This window comes from Paenibacillus vietnamensis, from assembly GCF_020169515.1.
In the GTDB taxonomy this organism is placed as follows: Bacteria; Bacillota; Bacilli; order Paenibacillales; family Paenibacillaceae; genus Pristimantibacillus; species Pristimantibacillus vietnamensis.
The window spans coordinates 318,214-336,976 of record NZ_JAHMHW010000003.1; the positions used below are offsets into that span (position 1 = coordinate 318,214).

Here is an 18,763-nt window from a genome sequence, read left to right on the forward strand (position 1 = left end):
AACATGGGCGGGTGTCTCCATTTTTCTCAAAAAAATTAAAAAAGCCGGATCCGCACCTTGTGCGAACCCGGCTTTATATACTGTCCACATAAAATCGGCCAAACTACTCTCTGTCGAAATCGGAAAAGCTCGGATAACTTCCAAGCACGCGAACTTGGCAGCCGATCGCCTCGATTTCTTGAAGCGCGGCAGGCAGCAGAACCGTATCGAGCGCCATATCGATATCGATAAAGAAGTAGTAATTGCCCAGCTTTTTCTTAGTCGGACGCGACTCGATCCGCGACAGATTGATCTTTCGCCAAGCGAAGGCAGCAAGCACCTGATGCAGCGCACCCGGATAATCCTCGGGTAAGGTGATCAGAATGCTCGTTTTCATCTTGTCGGACTTACGTACTGTATAAGGCTCGGCGCCGACCAGAAGAAAACGGGTATAGTTGTTGTCGTGGTCCGTAATTTTCCCGGCAATGACATCCAGCCCTTCGTTTGCCGCGGCCGTCTTCGTTCCGATCGCCGCCCATCCGGCACCCGGATTATTGTTCACGATCCGAACGCCTTCGGCCGTGCTGCTTACCGGCTCCGTAGCGGCATTCGGCAGATGGGTCCGCAAAAATTGGAGGCATTGGGCGATCGCGACTGGGTGGCTGATCACTTTCGTAATACGCGAGTAATCGATCTCCCCGTTTTCCCCCGCCGCCTCCGAAAGACGGCCGATCAAATTTTGAATCGACGGATATACCCACTCCGCTTGGATCGGAATGTCCACCTCATGCACGAGCCAGTCCATATGCAGGCTGACCGAGCCCTCAATCGTATTCTCGATCGGAATAATGCTGTAATCGCTGATTCCGTTTACTGTAGAAAGAAAAACGTCCGATATGAGGCGATGATGCTTCCAAATCGCTTCTTCGCCGCCGAAAAAATGTCTGGCCGCCTCGTCGGAAACGGAGCCTGCCGGTAATACCGCTATCGTCTTCATGCCGTTATTTCTCCTTTAATTCGATCCATAAGGGGAACCGCTCGTTCCTTCGCGGCGTCTTCCACCGTGATCTGGGGACCATGCCCGCACGGCGGTAGCCAGAGCGTCTCAGCTTCGATGCCTTCCTGCTTCAGCGTCTGGAGCAAAAACCGCTCCAGCCCGTCTTTGTCCGGGCAGTCCGCCGACACAAATGCGATGAGCGTCGGTCCCGCTCCGCTAAGCGCGGCGCCAAGCGCTCCGTGCCCGGTCGCCTGATCCAGAATAGCCGACATGCCGGGAATGAGCGCGGCCCGGTATGGCTGATGGAGCCTGTCCCTCATGGCCTGCCCGATCAAATTCAGCTCGCCGCTCGCCAGCGCCGCTACCAGAAGAGAGCTGCGGCCGACATTAAATACCGCATCCGACATGCTGACCTGCTTCGGCAGCGCGTGGCGCGCTTTCTCCGTTGCAAGCTGAAACGCGGGAATGGCCACGAGCGTTTCCAGCTTGCGGTGCGGAGCGATTTTAACGTAATCGGCCTGCTTGCCGTCCCATGCCGACACGACGATGCCTCCGAATATAGAAGCACCGACATTGTCCGGATGCCCTTCCAGCTCGGTAGCCATTTGAAACAGCTTATCGTCCGAAAGTGGGCCGCCGATCAAGGCGTTAGCCGCTACGAGAGCTCCGACGATCGCCGATGCGCTGCTTCCCAGTCCCCGGGCGAGCGGTATTTCGCTGTACATCGAGATCGACAGCTCCGGTAACTCCACGCCGGCTTCGTTAAACACGAGCTGGGCAACCTTATAAATCAAATTGCTTTTATCCTTTGGCAAGCCGTCCATTTGCTCGCCGTACAGCCGGAATTCCGTACGTTCCGCTGCGCTGAGCTCGACCCATGAGTATAGCGAAAGAGCCATGCCGAGCGTATCGAAGCCAGGTCCCAGATTGGCGGTGCTGGCCGGAACTTTTACAATCACTCTGCGATTATTCATGGCGCCTAACCTTCTACCCGGTAGACGCTTTTCACTTTGTGAACGACGTCGAGCGATTCGAACGTGGAGAGCACCTTCCGGATTGCAGCCCGGTTAGCATCATGCGTAATGACAATGATTTCAGCGACCGGGTTTGCCGGGTTCGGCTGCTGAAGAACGGATTCCAGACTTACTTCGAAATCGGCGAAAACCTGCGTAATGCGCGCCAGCACGCCAGCACGGTCGGCAACGTGCAGCAAAAGGAAGTACTTGGAGGATATTTGCTCGTCCGTCTTCAATTTTTTCTCTTTATAAGCCAGGCTGGCCTGCTTGCCGTTTACTCCGAGCTTCAAGTTTTTCACGACGGCAACCAAGTCGGATACGATGGACGTAGCCGTAGGCAGCTCACCGGCTCCGGCGCCGTAGAACATCGTTTCGCCGACCGCTTCCCCGTATACGTAGACCGCGTTGAATACGCCGTTTACCGAGGCGATCGGATGAGATTGCTTCACCATCGTCGGCTGTACGCTGATGCTGATCAGATCGTCCTGGCGTTCTGCGATCCCGAGCAGCTTCACCTCGTAGCCGAGACGCTTTGCGTACAATATATCCTCTTTGCTAACGGAAGAAATACCTTGGACCGAAACGTCCTCGAGCGCAACGTTCGCCCGGAAGCCGATCGTTCCGAGAATCGTCATCTTACGCGCAGCGTCAAGGCCTTCCACGTCGGAAGTCGGATCCGCCTCGGCATAGCCGAGCTCCTGCGCTTCCTTCAGAACGTCCGGGTAGGAGGCGCCTTCCTGGCTCATCTTCGTTAAAATGAAATTCGTCGTACCGTTAACGATACCCATGATCTTCGTAATCCGGTCCGAGGAGAAACCTTCGACCAGCGTGCGGATAATCGGAATGCCCCCGGCCACGCTTGCCTCGTACATCACGTCGCAGCGGTGCTCCTGGGCTTTTGCCAATATTTCCGGACCGTGAAGCGCCATCAGGTCTTTGTTCGCCGTAACGACATGTTTGCCGCGCTCCAGCGCCTCCAAAATGTATTCCTTCGTAAGCGTAATGCCGCCCATAACCTCCACAACTACATCGATCTCCGGATCGCGGATAATTTCCCACGGATCCTCTGTCAGCTTATCGGAAGAAATGGAAATTTGACGCGATTTGCTTTTGTTCTGAACCAATATTTTCTCGATCACGATCGGGGAACCCACCTGGCTGGCCAAATCCTCCTGATGGCCTTCCACGATACGTACAACGCCTGTTCCTACCGTTCCTAGTCCTAATAATCCAACCTTAACCGGCTTCATAAGTTGTTCCCTCCATGCTATCTATTATTAACCTTGCCCGATAACCGATGCTTTCCGGACGCCTTCCTGGCTGCGCAGCAATTCGACCAGCGCGGACAATTCCCCGGAAAGCTGCGAAATATCGACGGAAATGACGACGTTGGCATAACCCTGAAGCGGAATCGTCTGATTCATCGTCAGAACGTTGCCCTCCAAGCCTGCAACCAGGCTTAGCACCTTGGAAAGTACACCGGACCGATGCTCCAAATCCATCGAGATCGTCGCGATTCTCTCCCGTTCCAGCTCATTCAGCGCATAAACGCCGTCCTTATACTTGTAAAAAGCGCTCCGGCTTAAGCCTACCCTCTCAACCGCCTCATGAACGGTGGCCGCTTTGCCGAGGCTAAGCATTTCCTTCACCTGTATCGTCTTCATAATCGCTTCCGGCAAAATGTCCTCCCGAACGACATAATAGCGGTGTGTCACTATTCGTCCTCCTCAAAAAGACAGTTGTTCACCTATAGTGGACATTATATCGAATTCCTCCAGATGGGGCAATAGGAAAAAAAAGAAAAGACGGCTTTCGCCGTCTCATCCCGGTTTTCCGCGCTAAGCGTTCGGATCGTAATCCGTGCCTTCAAAAAACTCAAAAGCAAAGTCGCCGATCTGAACCATGTCGCCGTCCTTCGCTCCCATCTTGCGCAGTGCGTCGTCAACGCCGATTTTGCGCATCATTCGGGCAAAGCGCATCACGGCATCGTACGAATTCAGGTTGATCCGCTTCATATAATTAGTGATGCCTTCGCTTTCGATGACGAACACTTCATCTTCTTTATGAATGTCGAACTTCGTTTCCTCGCGTTTTTCATACGTATAAACCTTGCGTTCGGCCACTTCCTTGACGTCCTCGATTTCCACCTGCTCCGCTACCGTCTCCAGCACGTCGGCCGCTTTGTACAGCAGCTCCTGTATGCCTTGCTTCGTCAAGGATGAAATCGGCACGATCAAATATTCGCGGTCCCCGCGCAGCTCCTCCAGCTGCTGCTTGAACAGCTCCAGATGCTCCTCCGAGCCTGGCATGTCCATTTTGTTCGCAGCAATGATCTGTGGCCGCTCCGCCAGCTTCTCATTGTAGAGGACCAGCTCCGCATTTATTTTTTGCCAATCGTCAAACGGATCGCGCCCCTCGGATGAAGCCATATCTACGACATGGATGATTACGCGGGTTCGCTCGACATGGCGCAAAAATTCATGCCCCAGCCCGACGCCCTCGTGCGCCCCTTCGATCAAGCCCGGCAAATCGGCCATCACGAAGCTTCGTCCGTCACCCACGTCTACGACGCCGAGGTTAGGCGTAATCGTTGTGAAATGATAAGCTCCGATTTTCGGTTTGGCTCCGGACACGACGGAAAGCAGGGTCGATTTTCCGACGCTCGGAAATCCGACCAGACCGACATCGGCCATCACCTTCAGCTCGAGCACGACCCAGCGCTCCTCGCCTTCCTCGCCGTTTTCGGAAATATAAGGCGCCGGATTGCTCTGCGTGGCGAAGCGGATGTTGCCGCGGCCGCCGCGGCCGCCCTTGGCAATTACAATTTCCTGGCCGTGACGGGTCATATCCGCTATAATTTCCTGCGTGTCATCGTCAATAACGACTGTTCCGGGCGGAATGCGGACAATCGTATTCTCGGCGCTTGCGCCGTGCATTCCCTTTACTTTGCCGCGCTCGCCCCGCTCCGCCTTGAAATGCTTCTGGTAGCGGAAATCCATCAAGGTCCGCAAGCCTTCGTCAACGCGGAAGATCAGGTCGCCGCCGCGTCCCCCGTCGCCGCCGGCCGGCCCGCCGTTTTCCACGTATTTCTCTCGGCGGAACGATACGATACCATCGCCGCCGTCCCCGCCTTTTACAAAAATCTTAGCTTTGTCAACAAACATGCTTTGCCCCCGTTCATGCGCGCATTTCCGCCCGCAGCAGCACTTTGGCGTACGGCTGCTCGAAGTTTACAGGCTTTAAAAGCGCGCCTTCCAACTGCTTTTGTATTTTTTGCTTCCATTGCTGCTCGTTCATCAGCTCGCCGTCATAATAAAAAGCGGCGAATAGCGCATCCTCGTCCGTCGAAAGCTCGAGCCTGAGCACGGCCGGCTGGCCGTAGCCCGGCTTTGCCGCAAACCGGTACGCATTGATCGTATGAATGATCGTATCCGCTATTTGATCGGCATCGGCCGTAATTTCATTCAGATTGATATCGTCTTTAATGACGACTTGAAGCTCCAGCGTAGTCGAATGGGTCCGGAAGGATTGGATAAAGCTGATCAGCGACGGTACGCCCAGCTTGCCGATCTGACTCTCCGCGGACATTCTTTCACTTATTTTCTCCACATATTCGATCGTTTTATCCAGCTTCTTAAGCCGTATGTAGCCGTATACAACCTGCAGATCGTTCATCCAGTCATGCCGGTGATGGCCTAACGTCTTGATTGCCGAGGTCTGCATTGCATGAATCGTTCTAGCTGTGCGCTCGGCATGTTCTTTCCTTTCCGCTTGAATCCAGAATGCCGCCGCCGCAATAAGCCAAACGAGAAAGACAGCCGTTAACCAAACTCTTGCAGGCCAAATAAAGACGGCAGCGCCGGGCAGCAGGATAGTAGCCGCTGCATAATATTTCGCCGTTGTTAAGCGTCCCATCGATTAAACCTACCTTCATCGGATTTCCTAGCTTAACCAGTATATCACGCGGCAGTCTTACGGTCATCAGCATAGAAACAAAAAAAATCCCGGCCTCGCGTTGAAGGCCGGGATCTTTATTATGCTTCTACTGCTGCGGCTACCGGTGCCAGATCAACAGGGTATACGCTCACTTTTTTGCGGTCGCGTCCCCAACGTTCGAACTTCACTACGCCTTCTACTTTTGCATAAAGCGTATCGTCTTTACCGATGCCTACGTTAGTGCCTGGGTGAATTTTTGTGCCGCGTTGACGGAACAAAATGCTTCCAGCCGTAACGGTTTGACCGTCCGCACGTTTAGCGCCGAGGCGCTTCGATTGCGAGTCACGTCCGTTCTTCGTGGAACCTACACCTTTCTTCGAAGCGAAGAGTTGAAGATTCAGTTTCAACATAGTGTTTTTCCTCCTTACTCAAGAAGTTCATGAATAACGACATGCTTGTCGTAGGATTGTGCAATGGTGTCCAGCATGACCGCCATCGATTCCAGCAGCAACTGCATCCGGCCGTCGGAAGCTTCGTCGGCTAACGTCGGAATGACCGACGATAACCAGCCGTTCTTCATCTTAACGGGCAGCTCTTTTCCTGCCAGCACTTCGATTGCGTTGACGGTACCGACGGAGATCGCCGATACGCCGGCGCAGACGATGTCTTTGCCGGGCTTCGCATATTTAGCATGTCCTTCGACCGCAAAAGATACGATTCGTCTGTCAGCGGCTCGCCGCACAAAAGTAACGGTTATCATAAAATCCCTCTTACGCTTGGATTTTCTCGATTGTTACTTTAGTGAACGGTTGACGATGACCTTGCTTGCGACGGTAGTTCTTTTTGGCTTTGTATTTGTAAACAATGATCTTTTGGCCTTTGCCTTGCTTCTCGACTTTGCCGGTTACTGTAGCGCCAGCTACAACCGGAGTGCCGGTTACAAGACCGTCACCTTTGGACACCGCCAAGACACGATCAAATGTTACGCTTTCGCCTGCTTCGGAATCAAGTTTCTCGATGTAGATGACATCGCCTTCCTGAACCTTGTACTGCTTGCCGCCAGTTACGATAATTGCGAACATAGTTAGTGCACCTCCTTAATTTCGAAGACTCGCCTAATCCAGGTGGATTGCAGCAAAGCCGCAAACGCTTATGAACCCGATCGGAGCGGTATTTGTTCATCTCTGCAGCATCTAAGAGAGAGATAGACACCCAAACAGTTTATCATAGTCTGGACACAATAGCAATGTCATTACTTTGAAAAAACGAACCTATTTCATGACGACGCTGCCTTTGCCGGCCGCTCCGCAGCTCGCGCAGCGATCGAACAGCTGATTGACGGCGTTCTCGCGCGCCTTCTTTCTGGTCAGCTCGAGCAGCCCGAGCTTCGTCCAGCCAAGAATCGCGCATTTCGTCTGATCGCCGCGGGTCATTTCCTCCATTCTCTGCATCACCTGCTCGCGGTGCAGCTCCTGCGCCATATCGATAAAATCAATAATAATAATGCCGCCTACGTCCCTTATACGCAGCAGTCTGGCAATTTCGTCCGCTGCCTCCATATTCGCGCGGAATACCGTATCCTCCAAAGTCGAAGTGCCCGTAAACTTGCCCGTATTGACGTCGATTACGGTCAGCGCTTCCGTCTCTTCCCAGATCAGATGACCCCCGATATCCAAAGGGATCCTGCGGCCGAAAGCTCTCTCCACCTGCTCCGTCACCCGGAAATAATCGAACAAGGACTGGCCCTGCCGCTGTTTGTAGCATTTAAGCCGCTCGCGCAGTGCAGGAGTCATTTCCTGCAGCAATTCCGCCGCTTCCTCATACCTCGAGGCGTCGTCGATCCATATTTCATCCATATCCATCGTCAGCGAGTCCCTGACCGCCCTCCGCATAAGCCCCGCTTCCCTGTGCAGCTCAGCCGGCGCCTGAGCCTCCTCCGCCCGGGCCGTGATCGCCTGCCACAGCTCCCGTGCTTGCGTAATATCGCCGGATAAGGAATGCTCGCTTTCCCCTTCTGCCGCCGTCCGCAAAATAATGCCTTCCTCCTGCTGACGCAGCCGCTCCCCGATCGTGCGCAGCCTTCCCCGTTCGCTTTCCTTCCCGATCTTCTTCGAGACGCCGACATAATCGGCTCTTGGCATATAGACGCTCCAGCGTCCCGGCAGCGTGAAATGCGTTGTTACGCGTGCTCCCTTTCCGCCCAGCGGCTCCTTGATGACCTGCACCATCAGCTCCTGGCCGGGCTTGATCAGCTCCTGGATCGGAGGCTTATGCTTAGGCTGCTTTTCCAAATGCGGGTGCAGCAGCTCATCTATGTACAAAAATGCGTTTTTCGTCAAACCGATATCGATGAAAGCCGCCTGCATGCCGGGCAGCACATTGATGACTCTTCCTTTATATACATTGCCGACCAAGCTGCTTGCCTTGGATTTTTCCATAAAAAAATCGACGAGCCTGCCGTTTTCCTGAACGGCGGTTTGCAGCATTTCGCCCTGCACATGCATTAACATTCGTTTCATTACCGAGTTTCACCGCCAGTTACGCTTTTCGTCTATTTTACCTGAAAAGCTCTGCAACTGCACGACCGGGATTGCTCTCCGACAAGCAGCCCTCGACGATGGTCTGCTCCGGCAGCACCCGCACCTCGCCGCGATGCGGCTCGACCAGATAGATCAGATGATATTGCTCCCTCCGGAACAGCCTGGCTACGGACAGTACCGATTGCCCGCCGCTTACGATAATCGGGGTCGCGATTTTCCCCGTTGCGAGCGCCTTCATCGCAAGGCGTCCCCGGTGAATGAGAAAACGGTAAAACAAGAAGGGGATATTCCGGTAATAGGTCCAATTCGTTAACAGGAGGAACACGCCTACGATCAGCAAATTAAGCTGGATGCCGTCCTGGCGCAGCAGAAGGGGAAGAAAAGAAACGCCTAGCATCGCAATACTCAAAATCAAACTGATTCGGGCGGACCAGATCAGCATTTTATAATAATTGACAAGGCGGCTTAGCCCGGCCTGCAGCAGCTTTCCCCCGTCGAGCGGGTGGATGGGCAGCAGATTGAACAAGCCGATCATCACATTGGCTTTCCAAACATACTCCGCCCACTCCGCAGCCCAAATGCCAAGCTCTCCGCAGCCCCAGGCCGCAAGACCCATCCATACATTTTGCAGGGGGCCCGCGATCGCGACAAACGCTTCTTCCTTCGCAGGGACGCCTCCTGCCTCGTCCACCTCGGCCACTCCCCCGAACGGAAGAAGCTTGACCTCCCTGACGGTCCAGCCGCAGCTTCGCGCCGCAATCACATGTCCGAGCTCATGCACAAACACTAATAAAAATAAAGTGAACAGCTCCGCAAAATATCCGGTAGCGACCGACCCCAGCATAATGATGACGAACAGCGGATGGATGGACCATCGGATTCCCTTCCATTTAATCAAATGGGATCACGCCCACCGGGTCGATATACTGTTCGTTTTGCTTCACCGCAAAATACAGCAGGCTAGGCTGCGAATCGGACGTTACTTTCAATTGGCCGATCGGATCGCCCGCCTCAACCCAGTCGTTGGCTTTCACGCCTGCCTCCCCGAGCATGCCGTAAACCGATACGCGCTGATTCGCATGCTGAATAACGAGGGTCACTCCGTTTTGTTCGTCATCGGTCAGCAGAAGGACCCGCCCCGTTTCGGCTGCGAGCACGTCCTGCCCGGAGGAGCCGGCCAGCTCGACGCCATTCAGCAGCTCTGCAAACGTTCGGACAAGTGAAGCCTCCGGCAGAGGATTGACGACCGGAAGCTTCACCGTGCCGTCCGCTCCAACGGCATTTGGCGAGTTGTCCTGGAAGATAGGAATAAAGGATGGAGCGCCGGCAAACGTATCTTTGTACCAGGCCGCCGCAGCCGCGAAATCGATCTCATCCGTCAATGCTTGCTTGACGAGCTCCTGGCCACGGAGCGCCCAATCCGTATCGTAACGGAACAATCCCCATACTCCTGCAAAAACAAGCATCGAAAGCGCAAGCTTCCATAAAAATTGCTTGCGGAAGGAATGGTTGTCCCTTTCTCCGTCATAGTCTTTATATCGGGTCGGATCCGGTTCCCGGACGAAGGTTCGTCTGGAAGCGAAGCCGCCCTCCTCGTCCCAGCCTGCCCAAGGGTTCGGATTCAGCTTCCACGCCCGTTCGGGATCCGAATCTTCCCCTTCATAGGCGTAGGGCTCAGCCTCAAACTCTTCTGCCGGCCGTGCGGCAGCGCGCTGCTCCGCTATGGCGTCCTTCTTCCGCTGCCTGTCCTGTTTATTGCCGTCCTTTGCTCGCATCCCGCATTCCTCCCCGCTCCCGCCGCCTCAGCCGGCAGCTAGATCCCATAATCATAAATATGTGCGGAGTGAGACAAGTATGCGGGAGGAGGAACGCGAAAAAAAACCGCCTCCGCTGCCGGATTCGAATCCGGTGCAAAGGCGGTTATTTAAGCCGGCTAATCGGCAAGCTCGTATTTCTCCTGATGAGCCTTAATGCTGAATATAAGTCCGATCGAGAGCATGTTCAGAATGAGCGAGGTGCCCCCGTAGCTGACAAACGGCAGGGTAATGCCCGTAATCGGCATAATGCCGATCATCATGCCGATGTTCTGGAATACCTGGAACACGTACATCGAGACGATGCCGATAATAATGAAGGAAGCCTTCAAGTCGTAGCATTGGAAAGCGATCATGATCATGCGGTAGATAAGCAGGAAGTAGAGCAGCAGCAAAATGGCGGAGCCCTGGAAGCCGAATTCCTCGCCGACGACGACAAAGATCGAATCCGAATAAGCATACGGGATAAATCCGCCGTTTTTCATGTCACCTTTCAAATAACCGTCGCCGTTCAAGCCGCCCGAACCTATTGCGATCATTGCGTTTTCCGACTGGTGCTTGGCGTCCTGTGAAGCTTCGCTTGGATTCAGGAACGTGTTGATCCGCTCATGCCAGTGTTCCTTCTCGTGTTCGACCAGATAATCGTAGATTTGCTGGTTAAACACATTGAACAACGTGACGAACAGAACGAGGCCGGCTATGACGAGCCCGAGACCGATGAGAACATGGGTATATTTGACGTTACCGATCCACAGCATCCCGAGAACGATAACCAAATAAATAATCGCGTTGCCGAGGTCGGGCTGAATCATAACAAGCATAAACGGCAGGAAAGAAAAGGCGAAAATCGGCAGCAGATCCTGAGAAAAGGTAAGCCTGTCCCCCTGCCGCCTTCCCATTATATATGCGATACCGATGATAAGGATAATTTTGACGAGCTCGGCAGGCTGAAACGAGAGATCCCCTATCCGGAACCAGCCTCTCGCGCCGTTAATGACCGCCCCGAAAAAATAAACGAGAATAAGCAAAAGCACGCCGATCCCATACAGCGCATGCCAGCTTTTGAGCACGATCCGGTAATCGAACAAGGTTGCGGAAATTGCGATAAAAAAACCTAAGGCATAAAAAATAAGCTGCTTGGTCTCCGAGCCTGCGTATCTTGTAGAAGCGGTTGCGCTATGGATAATAATGACGCTGACGACCATGAGCAGTCCTAGAATGATCAAAATGCCCCAGTCCAGCTTCTTTAATTTGTTAAGCAAAATTTGATCATCCTATTCCAAGGAACTTGCGGAACCGCTTGAACGCTCCGGCTTTCTCGTCCAGCAGCATCAGCGGGACCATATCCCCCAATATACGGCGTGCGATGTTGCGGTAAGCGATCGCCGCGCGCGAGGAGGGATTCATAACTGTCGGCTCGCCATTGTTCGCCGCGGTAATGACTTTCTCATCATCGGGTACAATTCCGAGCAGATCGACGGCCAGTACCTGGCAAATTTCGTCGATGTCCAGCATTTCGCCGGATTTAACCATAGTTTGACGGATCCGGTTAATGACCAGCTTGGACGGAATTTGCTCCTGCTCCAGCAATCCGATGACCCGGTCCGCATCCCGGACAGCCGCATTCTCGGGAGTCGTGATGACGATTGCGCGGTCCGCGCCGGCAATCGCATTGCGGAAGCCGTGCTCGATACCGGCGGGACAATCGATGATGACGTAGTCGTGCTCCTTCTTCAGCTCCACGATCATGCTTTTAACCTGCTCGGGAGTGACGGAATCCTTGTCCTTCGTCTGAGCGGCCGGCAGCATGTAAAGCTCATCGAACCGCTTGTCCTTCACAAGCGCTTGATTCAAGCGGCAGCGGCCTTCCGCCACGTCAACCAAATCGTAAATAATTCTATTTTCGAGTCCCATGACGACATCCAAATTTCTAAGCCCGATATCCGTATCCACCATAACGACTTTTTTGCCCAGCAGAGCCAATGCCGTCCCCAGGTTCGCAGAGGTCGTCGTCTTGCCGACGCCCCCTTTGCCCGATGTCACAACAATCGCTTCTCCCATGTTCTACACTCCCTTAAACATAATCGGATTATGACGTATTCGGAATAAATGCGCCAGCTTGTCAATCTGCATGCGGCCATCGCTTAAAAAAGCAAATTCCATGGCGGAGTCCCCCGTCATCCATTCCTCGGGAGGCCTGCTGATGACATCGGCAATTCTCAGCTGAGTCGGTCGCATGAGCGAAGCGGCTATGATTACATCGGATCTTCCGCCGGTTCCCGCATGGGCTACGCCCCGCAAAGCCCCCAGCACGTAGATGTCGCCCGTGCACAATAACGTGCCTCCGGGATTCAAATCGCCTACCAATAAAATGTCACCATCGTGTTCGTACGTTTGTCCGGATCGAATGATGGAGGTCAACACCTTCATGTCGGGCTTGTTATCCTGCTGCGTCTGCTGCTGCTGCACATCCGATTCCACGGATTGAACCATCAGATTACCCTGGGCGCGTATGACGTTTTTGATGCGATCCTTATCTTCGTCGGTTACCTGCCTGGAGCCGAGCTTCACCTGTACATGCACGAGCGGGCCGGTAAGGAGCTGCTGATGCGTCTTCTCCAGCTTGTACTGAAGCTCGTCAAGAAGCGCAGAGAACTCACATTTGTCGTCGAGAAGGAACACGAGACCTTCTTTCACACCTTTAATCATAATATGCTGCCTCTCGGTCACGTACGTCCCTCCCCAACCTATTGAATTCTTGCTGCCATCGGCCGATTCCTGCCTGCTCCCTTTATTTTATTGCTCATCCTTGTCGGGGCTTGTCTTGGAATGGGCTTCGAACAACCGCCTGGCGGGCACGTAACAAGCTAGAGCGAAAGCAAGCTGCAGAAACAGGCTCGGAAGGATATGGTTCAGCAATGCCCATGCATACGTCTCACCCGTAATCCGGAACACTCTATAAATAAAAAATATAACGGAGTCATACAAAATACAAGCAAAACCGATAACGGATACCGCCATCAGCAGCGTTGCCCTGCGTTTTTCCAGCAAAACGCCCGTGAAATAACCGATCAATCCCATAACAAAGGAATGCGGCCCGAGCAGGTGGCCGAAATAGATAACGTCCTGCAGAAAGCCGAAGCTGACGCCCAGCATCAGGGCACGATGCCGGTCGCTGTATAATGCCGAGAAAATGACCGCTACGAATACAAAATGCGGGATGATCCGGCTGCCCAAGCTCGCCGGAATGATCCACGGCATGATCGCTCCCTCAATAATAAATAACGCAATCATCAGCACAAGGATCCGGTTCATGCTCATTGCGAAGCTTCCTCCATCTCGGGAACCTTAACGACGAACACTTCCGTCAGATGGTCGAAGCTGGCCGCCAGCTTCACCGATGCGGTGTAGGTCAAACCGAAGTCGCCTACCTGCATCGATTCGACCGTCCCGATGACGAGTCCCCGCGGATAGACGTTTCCGAGACCGGAGGTGATGACCGTATCGGCCACCGCCATCTTATCGGTTTCCGCAATCTTCGTCATAGTGAGCCTCTCTGTTTCTTTGCTATAGCTGCTTAGAATGCCGAATGATTCGTCCTCCCGGCCAAGAATCGTCGCGGCGATCGAGTTGAACGTAGGCGACTCTTCGTTCAGCTCGGTGATCGGCGTGACGGTCGCCGTAAATGGAGTGACGGAGCTTATGAGTCCGATGAGGCCGTCGACGGTCGTTACCGCCATATTCGGCTTGATGCCGTTATTCGAGCCCAAATTGATCGTCAGCGCCCGGTTGTTTGCGTCGTTGCTGACGGATACGACCTGCGCGATCAAGTAAGTATAATCGTACATTTTCTTCTGAGCTTCCGTGAAATCGAGCTCTTCCTGCAGACGGATATTCTCTTTCTCTATGAAGTTATATTTGATTTTGTCGCGGGAATACGCGGCAGCCGTCAAGCGGAGCTGCTCGTTCTCCTCGTAAACAGTCCGAAGATTGGCGATATCCTCAAAGAAGCCCGCTATGTAACCAGCGGGCTTGTAAAACCATTGCTGCACGTATGCTGCCGTGTCCCTCAAAAATTTCTCCGGCCATGACATTTCCTTGCGATCGCTGAGCGAGAAGCCGATGACCGCAATGAACAGTATAAACCCGATCATCAGCATAAACATACGCTTATTGCGCATTAGCCTTAACAGCTCGATCACCTGCCCATTTCTTATCCGTTTCCCGGTAATGCGTAATGCTAGCGTCTAGAACGGGAAGACGATCCGCTTCTGTTCTTGAATAAGTGAATGTGATCCAACGAGCGCCCCGTGCCGATCGCCACACAATCCAGCGGATTATCCGCTACAATGACGGGCATACCGGTCTCGCGCTGCAGCAGCTTGTCCATGTTGCGCAGCAGAGCACCGCCGCCGGTCAGCACGATTCCGCGGTCCATAATATCGGCGGAAAGCTCGGGAGGACATTTTTCCAGGGTTACCTTAACCGCATCAACGATCGCGTTCACGGTATCGGTCAGAGCGTCCGTAACCTCGTCCGACGTGATGGCCAGCGTCTTTGGAAGACCCGTTACGAGGTCGCGCCCGCGGATTTCGATCGATTCGGTTTTGTCCAGCGGAAGCGCAGTGCCGACCTCCATCTTCAGCTGCTCGGACGTTCTTTCGCCGATCATCAGGTTATACTGGCGTTTAATATATTGAATGATCGCTTCGTCCATTTCGTCTCCGGCAACGCGGATGGATCTTGACGTTACGATGCCGCCAAGCGAAATAACGGCTACCTCGGTCGTGCCGCCCCCGATATCGACGACCATGCTTCCGGTCGGCTCCCACACCGGCAAATCGGCTCCGATTGCAGCTGCAAAAGGCTCCTCGATCGTATAAGCCTCGCGTGCTCCCGCCTGCTTCGTCGCGTCCTCAACCGCGCGCTTCTCTACCGCCGTAATGCCGGAAGGTACGCATACCATGACATTAGGGTGACGCGGAAACAACGAGCGCTGCTTCTGTGCCTGACGAATAAAATATTTAATCATCGTCGCCGTCGTCTCGAAATCGGCAATAACGCCATCCTTCATCGGCCTGACGGCGCGGATGTTGCCAGGCGTTCTGCCGATCATCTTCTTCGCCTGCTCGCCGACCGCCTCAATCGTCTTTGTATCGGTACGCAGGGCGACCACAGACGGCTCCCTTACGACAATTCCTTTGCCTTTAACAAATACTAGCGTATTCGCCGTACCCAAATCGATACCCAAGTCTTTCGAAAAACCACCAAACATATTGTTACTCCCTTCTAATTGCAACCATCTCATTATTATATTACAAAAAACCTTGTTCCTTCAAACTGATGTATTTACCATCACCGATAACCAAATGATCGAGAACCTCGATCCCGACCAGCTGTCCGGCTTCGACTAGCCGCTTCGTCAGCGAAATATCTTCGGGACTTGGTGTCGGATCTCCGCTCGGATGGTTGTGGGCGCATATGATCGATGCGCTGCTGCGCTGAATCGCAGCCCGGAACACTTCCCGCGGATGAACCAGCGAAGCGTTTAACGTCCCTACGGACAACGTTTCCCGGGCAATAATATGATTCTTTGTATTCAGAAACAAACAGACGAAGTGCTCCTTCTTCAAATAACGCAGCTCGTCCATCACGTAATCGGCGGCGTCCTGCGGCCTGCGCACCGTCACTATATCGGCCGGACTGCTGCGGGATAGCCTTCTGCCGAGCTCGATGCCCGCCCGGAGCTGAACGGCTTTGGCCGGACCGATTCCTCTAATTGCCGTCAGTTCTTCCATGCTCATATCCATCAAATTGCGCAGGCTGCCGCATTGCTTCAATAATGCTCCCGCCAAATGGATGGCCGACTGCCTCTGCGTACCTGTACGCAGCAAAATCGCTAATAGCTCAGCGTGGCTGAGTGCTTCCGCCCCATATTGCATCATGCGCTCTCTTGGACGTTCTTCATGGGGGACATCACGCAAATTCAAATACTGCGGCTCCATGTCCAAATCCCGCCTTCTTGTAAATTATTGCCATTTCAAAATACGTGAATGTTGTATTCGGCGAGCATATCCGACAGCAGTGACAGCGGCAAGCCGACTACGTTGAAATAACAGCCGTCAATCCGGTCGACGAGCGTTGCGCCAAGCCCTTGAATGCCGTACGAACCGGCTTTGTCCCTTGGCTCGCCTGTGGCTACATAACGGACAATCTTGTCGTCGTCAAGCTGCTTCATGTGCACCTTTGTAACGCGGTGGGCAACTGTCGCTTCGCCGCTGGCGGAAAGCACGCATGCGACGCCCGTATATACCTCATGCTCGCGGCCCTGCATCCGTTTAAGCATCGCGACGGCGTCCCTGTCGTCAGCGGGCTTGCCCAGCACGTCTCCGTCCAATACGACAACCGTATCGGATCCGATCACTAGCGACGAATCCTTATGCCGCTCCAGCATCGCGGAGGCTGCCAGCGCCTTGCGCAGGCTCAGCCGCTCTACGACCTGCTCCGGCGTCCAGCCGGGCTCGGTCGACTCGTCCGTATCGGTAGACAAAATATAAACCGGCAAGGAAAGGTCCAGCGAAGCGACCAGTTCCTTCCGGCGCGGTGACGAAGACGCCAGTACCAGCTGGCTGATCGCTTCGTTGCGTGTTTGATTGTAATTATGCTCCATAAGCGTTATGCTGCGCTCCTTCATTCCCTATTCGGGCTGCTTCATCTGCGGCGTCTACATTTTGCGGTACAGCCATATGGCAATGATTGCGCCTATCAGGCTGAACATGCTGATTTGCAAATGAAGCGTTAAGTTGAAGCTGAGTACGTACAAATCGATGGCGGGAGACCATGTCGTTTCGATCGGTTTCGTCAAGAACGAAATGCCTGGAACCGGAGCAAGCCAGCGTGCCGTCAGAGCGCCCGCCAACAAGCCCAATATGATGAAAATGAGAAGAATCCAGCCGTTTTTCTTCATCCTTCAACGCCTCTCGCCATGTTTTGACACCTGAATCTATTATACGCATCCTAGCTGCCGTTTACAATGCGCTGATGGTCTCAAACCATTCTTTTTGCGTCAAGACGGCCTCCATCAAGGAGGTTTGAACGGTCCAAAGCTGCGCCCGCGCAGGCTTCTTGTCATAGTCCTGCATCGCTTTCGCTGCGGCTTGCACGGATTGGATGAGCGGCTCGGAAAAGGCTTTTCCCTCCTTATCCGTTATACCTATTCGTAACGTGTCCGCGCTTTTAGTCCATTTTGCGAATTCTGCCTTCCATGACTCCGCCGCGCTTTGTCCAAGGGGCGAAAGCGAAGCCTGCTCCAGCTGGGCCAGCGACAGCTCATCAAGCATCCGGACCAGATCTTTCGTTTGGGTAAAAAAGGTTTGCGCCTCTTCCGCCTTCCCGTTATACGGGATTGCTTCGGGCGCCGCAACCGACACTTCCTTAATATAGAGCTGCAAATCCTGCAGCTGCGTACGGACCGTCTGCGCTTTCTCGCGGTCGGACGCCATTCCGGCATAAACCCGGTAATCGTTCTCGCCGGTCAGCGCCGCGGCGGCCAGTCCTTCTCCGTTCAGCTGCGCGAGCGCCGCATCCCTGCCGGCCGTGTTGCTGAACACGCCAAATTGCAGCATGTAGTAGGTTTGGTCCAGCCCGCTCAGGGCTGCCGTCGTCTGCTGCTCCTTGCCCGAATTCCCGGCGGTAGAGCCGCCGTTCGATTGTCCGGTTTCATCTCCCGCAGAAGGCTGTACGGACGGACTGGTCGCCGCGGGCTGAGGATCCTGACCGGCTGCTCCCCCCTCGGGCCAAAGGCTCGCTCCCGTAAATAGCGACAACAGCAAGTAGCCGAACAAAGCGCCCGTCGCCAGTGCTCCCGTCACCGATAGAAACACATTAAACCAGGATGGCCCTTTAGGCGACCTGTTAATTCTCGTGTATTGTCCTCTCCGCGGTCTGGCTTCATCAAAGGGCAGCTCTTCATCCATTTCGGATATGTACACCGCAGGAGGGACAGGTCCATCCGCTGCATCGTCGATTGTATCGAATTCCGGCTGCCCGTCGTTTGGTTTTGAAGAAATGTTAATCGCCGCCGGGATTTTCTCCTTCCGCTTGCGCGAGTCATCCTCATCCGGACGCGGTGCCGGCGGCTCGGCATCCGTCTCCCTGATCAGCTGCTCCAAAGCCCCGATGTCCTCCTGAAACGGGCTGTCCCACGGGCCGATTTCCTGCAGGCTATGCTGATCGTTCGCGGGGTATAGCGGTATGACGTTATGCTTGGCCGGTTTGACGGCATCCGCTTTTTTCGCAGCCTCAGCCGGGGCCTTTCCCGCCCCAGGCTCCTGTATATGCTCCACATTTCGGCTGTTCTCGGAAATCGCGTTGCCGGCTCGGTCGAAACGGTAGGTAATCCGGTTTTTTTGATTCATCTCATTCTCTCCTTATCCCGTTCTTCTACTACTAGACTATGAGACTGTTGAGAGAAATAGAACG

At 54.0% G+C, this 18,763-nt stretch carries 22 protein-coding genes and 1 other annotated feature; all 22 genes read right to left on the reverse strand.

The window, feature by feature from the left end; all coding sequences use genetic code 11:
• Nucleotides 1–103: 103 nt before the first annotated feature.
• Nucleotides 104–976, reverse strand: coding sequence for a prephenate dehydratase (gene pheA / locus KP806_RS09450; protein ID WP_224723334.1), 873 nt, complete (start codon nt 974–976; stop codon nt 104–106).
• The gene (thrB, locus tag KP806_RS09455; RefSeq protein WP_224723335.1) at nt 973–1,950 is read right to left on the reverse strand and encodes a homoserine kinase; all 978 of its coding nucleotides are present in this window, start codon (nt 1,948–1,950) and stop codon (nt 973–975) included. The genes pheA and thrB overlap by 4 nt, the downstream gene beginning before the upstream one ends.
• Nucleotides 1,951–1,955: 5 nt before the next feature.
• The gene (locus tag KP806_RS09460; protein WP_224723336.1) at nt 1,956–3,242 is read right to left on the reverse strand and encodes a homoserine dehydrogenase; all 1,287 of its coding nucleotides are present in this window, start codon (nt 3,240–3,242) and stop codon (nt 1,956–1,958) included.
• Between the two features lie 27 nt (nt 3,243–3,269).
• Nucleotides 3,270–3,707, reverse strand: coding sequence for an ACT domain-containing protein (locus KP806_RS09465; protein ID WP_224723337.1), 438 nt, complete (start codon nt 3,705–3,707; stop codon nt 3,270–3,272).
• A 123-nt stretch (nt 3,708–3,830) separates the two neighbouring features.
• On the reverse strand, nt 3,831–5,156 hold the full coding sequence (obgE, locus tag KP806_RS09470) for a GTPase ObgE (protein ID WP_224723338.1): 1,326 nt from the start codon (nt 5,154–5,156) through the stop codon (nt 3,831–3,833).
• Nucleotides 5,157–5,169: 13 nt separating this feature from the next.
• Nucleotides 5,170–5,907, reverse strand: coding sequence for a Spo0B domain-containing protein (locus tag KP806_RS09475; RefSeq protein WP_224723339.1), 738 nt, complete (start codon nt 5,905–5,907; stop codon nt 5,170–5,172).
• A gap of 119 nt (nt 5,908–6,026) precedes the next feature.
• Complete coding sequence (gene rpmA / locus KP806_RS09480; protein WP_224723340.1) at nt 6,027–6,338, reverse strand: 50S ribosomal protein L27; 312 nt, start codon at nt 6,336–6,338, stop codon at nt 6,027–6,029.
• A gap of 14 nt (nt 6,339–6,352) precedes the next feature.
• Nucleotides 6,353–6,688: a ribosomal-processing cysteine protease Prp gene (locus tag KP806_RS09485; RefSeq protein WP_224723341.1), complete on the reverse strand. Its 336-nt coding sequence runs from the start codon at nt 6,686–6,688 to the stop codon at nt 6,353–6,355.
• 10 nt (nt 6,689–6,698) lie between these two features.
• Complete coding sequence (gene rplU, locus KP806_RS09490) at nt 6,699–7,010, reverse strand: 50S ribosomal protein L21 (RefSeq protein WP_224723342.1); 312 nt, start codon at nt 7,008–7,010, stop codon at nt 6,699–6,701.
• A 15-nt stretch (nt 7,011–7,025) separates the two neighbouring features.
• Nucleotides 7,026–7,114, reverse strand: a sequence feature (ribosomal protein L21 leader region).
• Nucleotides 7,115–7,199: 85 nt separating this feature from the next.
• Complete coding sequence (locus KP806_RS09495; RefSeq protein WP_224723343.1) at nt 7,200–8,447, reverse strand: Rne/Rng family ribonuclease; 1,248 nt, start codon at nt 8,445–8,447, stop codon at nt 7,200–7,202.
• Nucleotides 8,448–8,484: 37 nt separating this feature from the next.
• Nucleotides 8,485–9,366 carry a M50 family metallopeptidase gene (locus tag KP806_RS09500; protein ID WP_224723344.1) on the reverse strand — a complete coding sequence of 294 codons (882 nt, stop codon included), beginning with the start codon at nt 9,364–9,366 and terminating at the stop codon, nt 8,485–8,487.
• Nucleotides 9,359–10,243 (reverse strand): M23 family metallopeptidase, encoded by an 885-nt coding sequence (locus KP806_RS09505; RefSeq protein WP_224723345.1) that lies wholly within the window; start codon nt 10,241–10,243, stop codon nt 9,359–9,361. Before KP806_RS09505 ends, KP806_RS09500 begins: the two co-directional genes overlap by 8 nt.
• Before the next feature lie 158 nt (nt 10,244–10,401).
• A complete protein-coding gene (locus tag KP806_RS09510) occupies nt 10,402–11,544 on the reverse strand; it encodes an FtsW/RodA/SpoVE family cell cycle protein (RefSeq protein WP_224723346.1) in 1,143 nt (380 codons plus the stop codon).
• Between the two features lie 7 nt (nt 11,545–11,551).
• Nucleotides 11,552–12,343 carry a septum site-determining protein MinD gene (gene minD / locus KP806_RS09515; protein ID WP_224723347.1) on the reverse strand — a complete coding sequence of 264 codons (792 nt, stop codon included), beginning with the start codon at nt 12,341–12,343 and terminating at the stop codon, nt 11,552–11,554.
• A 3-nt stretch (nt 12,344–12,346) separates the two neighbouring features.
• A complete protein-coding gene (locus KP806_RS09520) occupies nt 12,347–13,012 on the reverse strand; it encodes a septum site-determining protein MinC (protein ID WP_397376374.1) in 666 nt (221 codons plus the stop codon).
• Between the two features lie 66 nt (nt 13,013–13,078).
• Nucleotides 13,079–13,603 carry a rod shape-determining protein MreD gene (gene mreD, locus KP806_RS09525; protein ID WP_224723348.1) on the reverse strand — a complete coding sequence of 175 codons (525 nt, stop codon included), beginning with the start codon at nt 13,601–13,603 and terminating at the stop codon, nt 13,079–13,081.
• On the reverse strand, nt 13,600–14,463 hold the full coding sequence (gene mreC / locus KP806_RS09530; protein WP_224723349.1) for a rod shape-determining protein MreC: 864 nt from the start codon (nt 14,461–14,463) through the stop codon (nt 13,600–13,602). Before mreC ends, mreD begins: the two co-directional genes overlap by 4 nt.
• Before the next feature lie 59 nt (nt 14,464–14,522).
• Nucleotides 14,523–15,557, reverse strand: coding sequence for a rod shape-determining protein (locus tag KP806_RS09535; RefSeq protein WP_224723350.1), 1,035 nt, complete (start codon nt 15,555–15,557; stop codon nt 14,523–14,525).
• Between the two features lie 40 nt (nt 15,558–15,597).
• Complete coding sequence (gene radC, locus KP806_RS09540; RefSeq protein ID WP_318153543.1) at nt 15,598–16,287, reverse strand: RadC family protein; 690 nt, start codon at nt 16,285–16,287, stop codon at nt 15,598–15,600.
• 35 nt (nt 16,288–16,322) lie between these two features.
• The gene (locus KP806_RS09545) at nt 16,323–16,952 is read right to left on the reverse strand and encodes a Maf family protein (protein ID WP_224723531.1); all 630 of its coding nucleotides are present in this window, start codon (nt 16,950–16,952) and stop codon (nt 16,323–16,325) included.
• 54 nt (nt 16,953–17,006) lie between these two features.
• Nucleotides 17,007–17,249, reverse strand: coding sequence for a DUF4321 domain-containing protein (locus tag KP806_RS09550; protein WP_224723351.1), 243 nt, complete (start codon nt 17,247–17,249; stop codon nt 17,007–17,009).
• A gap of 61 nt (nt 17,250–17,310) precedes the next feature.
• Nucleotides 17,311–18,699 (reverse strand): SPOR domain-containing protein, encoded by a 1,389-nt coding sequence (locus KP806_RS09555; protein WP_224723352.1) that lies wholly within the window; start codon nt 18,697–18,699, stop codon nt 17,311–17,313.
• Nucleotides 18,700–18,763: the final 64 nt, after the last annotated feature.

Coding starts and splice junctions, on each gene's coding strand:
- thrB (WP_224723335.1), bottom strand. CDS start 1,950: ATGAATAATCGCAGAGTGATTGTAAAAGTTCCGGCCAGCACCGCCAAT.
- KP806_RS09550 (WP_224723351.1), bottom strand. CDS start 17,249: ATGAAGAAAAACGGCTGGATTCTTCTCATTTTCATCATATTGGGCTTG.
- radC (WP_318153543.1), bottom strand. CDS start 16,287: ATGGAGCCGCAGTATTTGAATTTGCGTGATGTCCCCCATGAAGAACGT.
- KP806_RS09485 (WP_224723341.1), bottom strand. CDS start 6,688: ATGATAACCGTTACTTTTGTGCGGCGAGCCGCTGACAGACGAATCGTA.
- obgE (WP_224723338.1), bottom strand. CDS start 5,156: ATGTTTGTTGACAAAGCTAAGATTTTTGTAAAAGGCGGGGACGGCGGC.
- KP806_RS09475 (WP_224723339.1), bottom strand. CDS start 5,907: ATGGGACGCTTAACAACGGCGAAATATTATGCAGCGGCTACTATCCTG.
- KP806_RS09545 (WP_224723531.1), bottom strand. CDS start 16,952: ATGGAGCATAATTACAATCAAACACGCAACGAAGCGATCAGCCAGCTG.
- KP806_RS09505 (WP_224723345.1), bottom strand. CDS start 10,243: ATGCGAGCAAAGGACGGCAATAAACAGGACAGGCAGCGGAAGAAGGAC.
- rplU (WP_224723342.1), bottom strand. CDS start 7,010: ATGTTCGCAATTATCGTAACTGGCGGCAAGCAGTACAAGGTTCAGGAA.
- minD (WP_224723347.1), bottom strand. CDS start 12,343: ATGGGAGAAGCGATTGTTGTGACATCGGGCAAAGGGGGCGTCGGCAAG.
- mreD (WP_224723348.1), bottom strand. CDS start 13,603: ATGAGCATGAACCGGATCCTTGTGCTGATGATTGCGTTATTTATTATT.
- pheA (WP_224723334.1), bottom strand. CDS start 976: ATGAAGACGATAGCGGTATTACCGGCAGGCTCCGTTTCCGACGAGGCG.
- KP806_RS09555 (WP_224723352.1), bottom strand. CDS start 18,699: ATGAATCAAAAAAACCGGATTACCTACCGTTTCGACCGAGCCGGCAAC.
- KP806_RS09535 (WP_224723350.1), bottom strand. CDS start 15,557: ATGTTTGGTGGTTTTTCGAAAGACTTGGGTATCGATTTGGGTACGGCG.
- KP806_RS09495 (WP_224723343.1), bottom strand. CDS start 8,447: ATGAAACGAATGTTAATGCATGTGCAGGGCGAAATGCTGCAAACCGCC.
- KP806_RS09460 (WP_224723336.1), bottom strand. CDS start 3,242: ATGAAGCCGGTTAAGGTTGGATTATTAGGACTAGGAACGGTAGGAACA.
- mreC (WP_224723349.1), bottom strand. CDS start 14,463: ATGCGCAATAAGCGTATGTTTATGCTGATGATCGGGTTTATACTGTTC.
- rpmA (WP_224723340.1), bottom strand. CDS start 6,338: ATGTTGAAACTGAATCTTCAACTCTTCGCTTCGAAGAAAGGTGTAGGT.